This is a genomic window from Streptomyces sp. UNOB3_S3, from assembly GCF_020740895.1.
GTDB lineage: Bacteria > Actinomycetota > Actinomycetes > Streptomycetales > Streptomycetaceae > Streptomyces.
In genome coordinates, this window is the sequence record NZ_JAILXP010000458.1 from 1 (window position 1) to 5,124 (window position 5,124).

Here is a 5,124-nt window from a genome sequence, read left to right on the forward strand (position 1 = left end):
GTACATCAGGATCGGCACCGGGCCGCGCCGGCGCGCGAGGGGGCGGGCGGATGAGCGGCGGCCCGGTGCCGATCCTGATGTACCACGCGGTGGCCCACGCGCCGGCCCGGGCCGCGTACGGGCTGTCGGTGTCCCCGGAGGCGTTCGCCGAGCAGATGCGGGTGCTGGCCGACCACGGCTTCACCCCGGTGACCACCGCACGGCTGGCCGCCGCCTGGCGCGGCGGCGGCCCGCTGCCCCCCAGACCCCTGCTGATCACCTTCGACGACGGCTACGAGGGCGTCCACCGGCACGCCCTCCCCGTCCTGTCCGAACACGGCTTCCCCGCCACCCTGTTCGCCTCGACGGGCTGGCTGCGGGGCGCCCATGAGACCGGGGGCGCCCTGGACCTGATGCTGAGCTGGGACCAGGTACGGGAGCTGGCCGCGGCGGGCATGGAGATCGGCGGGCACAGCCATACTCACCCCCAGCTCGACCAGCTGGGCGACGGGCCCCTGTGGCACGAGGTACGGCACTGCCGCGACCTGCTCACGGCCGAACTGGGTCACCCGCCCGTGTCGTTCGCCTATCCCTATGGCTACTCCAGCCGCCGGGTGCGCGATACCGTGCGCGCGGCCGGGTTCGGGATCTCGCTGGCCGTGGGGAACGCCCTGGCCCGGCGCGCCCAGGGCCCGTACGCCCTGGAGCGGGTGACCGTGCGCCGCTCCACCGGCGTCGACGAGTTCGAAAGGCTCGTCGAGGGCCGGGGGATCGGCCGGCTGTTCGCCCGGGACCGGGCGCTGACCAAGGGCTACGCCGTGCTCCGGCGGGGCCGTGGCCTCGTCGGAGCCGGCCGCCGCCTCACCGGAGAACGCCCCACCGGAGAACGTGCCACCAGGAACAGGAAAGCGACCGAAGCCCGTGTCTGACACGTCCGCCCGGATCGAGGAACGAACCGAGGAACGAGCCGTGGAGCCGACAGCCCGGCGACTGCGGCTGCCCGGGCGGGGCGTCGGCAGTCCGCTGTTCCGCAACGCCTTCGCGCTGATGCTCAACACGGGCATCAGCGCCGTCCTCGGTGTGGGCTTCTGGCTGGTCGCCGCCCACTACTACACCGAGGAGTCGGTCGGCCAGGGCTCGGCGGCCATCGCCGCGATGAAGCTCATCGCCGGGCTGACGGCCGTCACCCTGACCGGGGCCCTGGCCCGTTTCATCCCGGTCGCCGGGCGGCGGACGGGACGGTTCGTCCTCGTCACCTACGCGGGCAGTTCCGTGTTCGTCGCGGTCGCGGCGGGCGTCTTCCTGCTCACGCTCGGCCTCTGGGGGCCGTCGTACCACTTTCTGCACGGCCCGCTGCCCGGTCTGGGGTTCATCGCCGCGGTCGTGGCCTGGTCGCTGCTCACCCTCCAGGACGGGGTACTGACCGGGCTGCGCAGCGCGTTCTGGGTGCCGGTGGGCAACACGGTCTTCTCGGCGGTGAAGCTGGCGCTGCTGGTGGCGCTGGCGGTGGCGCTGCCGGTCTCCGGGGTGTTCGTCTCCTGGGTGGTCTCCATCGCGGTGTCGGTGGTGCCCCTGGGGTGGCTGGTGTTCCGGCGGCTGGTGCCCGCGCACATCAGGGCGACCGAGGAGAGCGCCCGGCAGCTCTCCGCCCGGGAGATCGGCCGTTTCCTCGCCGGGGACTACACGGGCTCGCTCTTCTCGCTGGCCGTGGTCTATCTGGTGCCGGTGATCGTCGCGGCGCAGATCGACTCCGCCGACAACGCGTACTTCTACATCACCTCCACCATCGGCGGCACGGTCAATCTGCTGGCCATCAACATGGGCGCCTCGCTGACCGTGGAGGGCTCGCACGACCCGGCCCGGCTGGCGGAGAACTGCCGGGCGGCGCTGCGCCGGATGGCCAAGATCATGGTGCCGGTCTGTGTGCTGCTGTTCCTCCTCGCGCCCTACATCCTGCGGGTCTTCGGCCGGGGGTACGCGGACGCGGCCACTCCGCTGCTGCGCTGGTTCGCGGTGGGGGCGGCCCTGCGCGTGGTGATGGAGGTGTACTTCGCGGTACTGCGGGCCCAGAGCCGCACGGCCGGGCTCGCCTATCTCCAGGGCCTGTTGTGCGTACTGGTCCTGGGGCTGACGCTGCTGCTGCTCCCCCGGATGGGGCTGACGGGCGCGGGCGTGGCGGAGATCTGCAGCCTCACGGTGATCGTCTCCATCGCGGCGGTGAAGCTGCGCGGCGTCCTCAAGACCGCGCCACCGGCGGAACGGACGGCGGCCGAACCCCCGGCGCCCGACGGGGACCTGGCCGACCTGGCGCCGCGCGGCGAGCGGCACGGCGACCGGCCCGGCGAGGAGGAGACTCCGGCCAAGGGGCGGTTCGGCACGGGCTGGGCGCTGCGGTCGGCGCTCGACCCCGACACGCTGCCGCTGGGGGTCAGGCTGGACATAGACCATCTGGAGCGCCGGCCCGACGTCCGCCCGGCGGAGGGCCTGCCGGTCATGGAGAAGCCCGGGAGCGCCCCGCTGCCGCCCCCGGGCTCCGGCCCCGGGTGGCCGATCGCCCGGTGGCCGATCGCCCGGTGGCGGACGCCGGAGGCCGGGATCGCGCTGCTGCTCGTCTGTGCGCTGGCGCTGTACTGGGTGCCGCTCACGGCCGTGGGCCGGGTGGACCTGGACGGCATGGGCGGCTTCGGGCTGGTGTCGGTGCTGCCGGTGGCCACGCTGCTGGGGGCCGGGCTGCTGGTGGTGGCCTTCGCGGCGGCGCTGTGGCTGCCGGAGCGCCGCCGGTGGCTGCTGCTGGCGGTGCTGCTGGCGACGGTGGTGTCCCTCCACGCGGTGCCCGCCGTGCTGGAGGGTCCCCCGAGGTTCGCCACGGCCTGGCAGCATCTGGGCTTCCTCGATCACATCGACCGCACCGGCACGGCCGTGCCCGATCTGGACGCCCGCTGGAGCTGGCCGGGCTTCTTCGGTCTGGCCGCGTTCGCCGCCCGCGCCTGCGGGGCCGGCGATCTCACCGAGGTGCTGCGCTGGTGGCCGCTGGCCGTGCAGCTGCTGAGCCTGGCCCCGATGCTGCTGCTGATGCGGGTGGTGCGGGCGGGCTGGCGGGCGAAGTGGGCGGCGCTGTGGCTGTTCGCCCTGAGCGGCTGGGTGGGGCAGGACTACTTCTCCCCCCAGTCCCTCAACTACCTCTTCTATCTGCTGTTCGTGGCCGTGCTGCTGCTGTGGTTCCGCTGGCCCGGTCAGCTGCGCGGCCGGCTGCTGCCCGGCGAGCGCGAGGTCCTCCCCGTCGGCCGGGGCCCGGCGGCGGTCCTTCTGGGCCTGGTCGTCACCCTGTTCGCCGCGTCGGTGGCGAGCCATCAGCTCACCCCGTTCGTGATGCTCGGGGTCCTCACCGCGCTGGTGCTGGCCCGTCGGCTCACCCCGACCGGGCTGCCCCTGCTGTGCGGGGTGATGCTGGCGGTGTGGGTGGGGTTCCTGGCGGAGCCGTACTGGTCGGGCCACTTCGACGAGCTCTTCGGCGGCATCGGCTCCCTGGGCGGCAATCTCTCCTCGTCCGTGTCCGGCCGGATCGAGGGCGGCAGCGCCACCCACAAGATGGTGCTCTACGTCAGGGTCGCGCTGGCGGCCGGGGTGCTGGGGCTCGCCGCGCTCGGCTGGTGGCGGCGGCGCCGGGCGGGCATCGGCGATCTGTCACTGCTGCTCCTGACCTGTGTGCCGTTCCTCGCCTTCGGCATGCAGTCCTACGGCGGTGAAGTCGCCCTGCGCGTCTTCCTGTTCGCGCTGCCCGGCGCCTGCGCCCTGGCCGCCCTCGCTCTCTTCCCGCGCCCGGCCACCGGGCCCCGCCGGGCCCACCGGGGGGCGCTGGCCGCGCTGCTGGCGGGGCTGGTGCTCGTCCTGGGGTTCCTGGTGGCCCGCTGGGGCAATGAGTCCTTCGAGCGGGTGCGCCCCGGCGAGGTCGCCGCCATGGACTACGTCTACGCCCACGACCGGCCGACCGTACGGCTGCTGTGGACCAGCAGCGACACCGTCAACAACGTCACCCCGGCCCTGCCGTGGGGCGCGCGGGACATGGAGCGCGTGCGGTACGAGCCCACGCTCGCCCCGCGCGACCCCGGCCGGGTGTCCGACCTGGTGGAGGCGTTGCGCAAGGCCGGGCCGGGCTCCCTGCTCGTGGTGAACCGGGGCCAGTCCGACTACCTGGAGCTCAGCGCGGGCTACGCGCCCGACTGGGACTCCCGGGTGCGCCGGGCCCTGGACGGGCGGCCGGAGCTGCGCCGGGTGTTCGGCAACGACGACGCGGTGCTCTACGAGCTCAAGGACCGGCCGGCGGGCGCGGTCCCGGAGCCCGCGCCGGGGCCGGTGGGGCCCCGGGTGACATGGACGCCGGTCACCGTGGCCGGGGCGCTCGCGGCGGCGGGGCTGCTGGTGCTGCTGACGGTGCGCGAGCTGGTGCGGGTGGCGGCGGGACCGGGGGTGCGGCAGCTGCGGTGGCTCCAGGGCTCCTTCTGGTTCGCGCTGCCACTGCTGCTGGTGGTGCTGGGGTCCCTGGTGTGGCGGATGGCGACGTTGTCGTAGCGGCCTCCTCCCGGGATCAGAGGGCGAGGGATCAGAAGAGGGCGCGGTAGCAGAGGGCGGCCACCGCGTGGAGGCCCGGGCGGGGGCCGCCCGGGCGGTGGTGGGGCAGGACATGGCCGTTCAGCGCGGTCACGCCCGTGTCGGGGTAGCCGACGCGGATGCCGCCGGTGCGGTCCCAGGCGGGGTCGCTCTCCAGCTCGCCGAGCCGCTCCATGGTGCTGCCGACCAGGCCGGGGTGGACGTGGAGGGGGCCGACGTCCCCGAAGGCCGTGGTCAGCAGGGTCAGGTCGCACTGTTCGGTGTCGATGTGGAGGAAGACCTCGTCGTCGTCCTCGTAGTAGCCGTAGGCGGCGAAGGTCGGGACGAGGAGCCGGCCCGTGAGCGCCCGGGCCGCGGGCGTCAGCGCCAGGTGCACCCGGGCCAGCAGCGGCCCGCTGGCGGCGGGGGTGCCCCGCCGGGTGATACGGCGCGCGGTGACGGGGGTGCGGGGGCCGTGCCGGGGGATCTCGGCGTGCGGCCACCGCTCCCGGCCCTCCCGGGCGATCCCGTCGGCCAGCGCGCGGTCCCACAGTCCTG

The 5,124-nt window shown here is 74.4% G+C and carries 3 protein-coding genes; 2 read left to right on the forward strand and 1 reads right to left on the reverse strand.

Translation table 11 applies throughout. From position 1 onward, the window contains the following. The coding region (locus K6I33_RS31620; RefSeq protein WP_374286316.1) for a polysaccharide deacetylase family protein at positions 1-908 on the forward strand (908 nt) is incomplete at its 5' end. Then, the gene (locus K6I33_RS31625; protein WP_229357984.1) at positions 901-4,548 is read left to right on the forward strand and encodes a lipopolysaccharide biosynthesis protein; all 3,648 of its coding nucleotides are present in this window, start codon (positions 901-903) and stop codon (positions 4,546-4,548) included. The genes K6I33_RS31620 and K6I33_RS31625, both read left to right, overlap by 8 nt. A 31-nt stretch (positions 4,549-4,579) precedes the next feature. Here K6I33_RS31625 and K6I33_RS31630 read toward each other — a convergent pair. After that, a partial coding sequence (locus tag K6I33_RS31630; protein WP_229357985.1) for a hypothetical protein occupies positions 4,580-5,124 on the reverse strand: 545 nt, incomplete at its 5' end.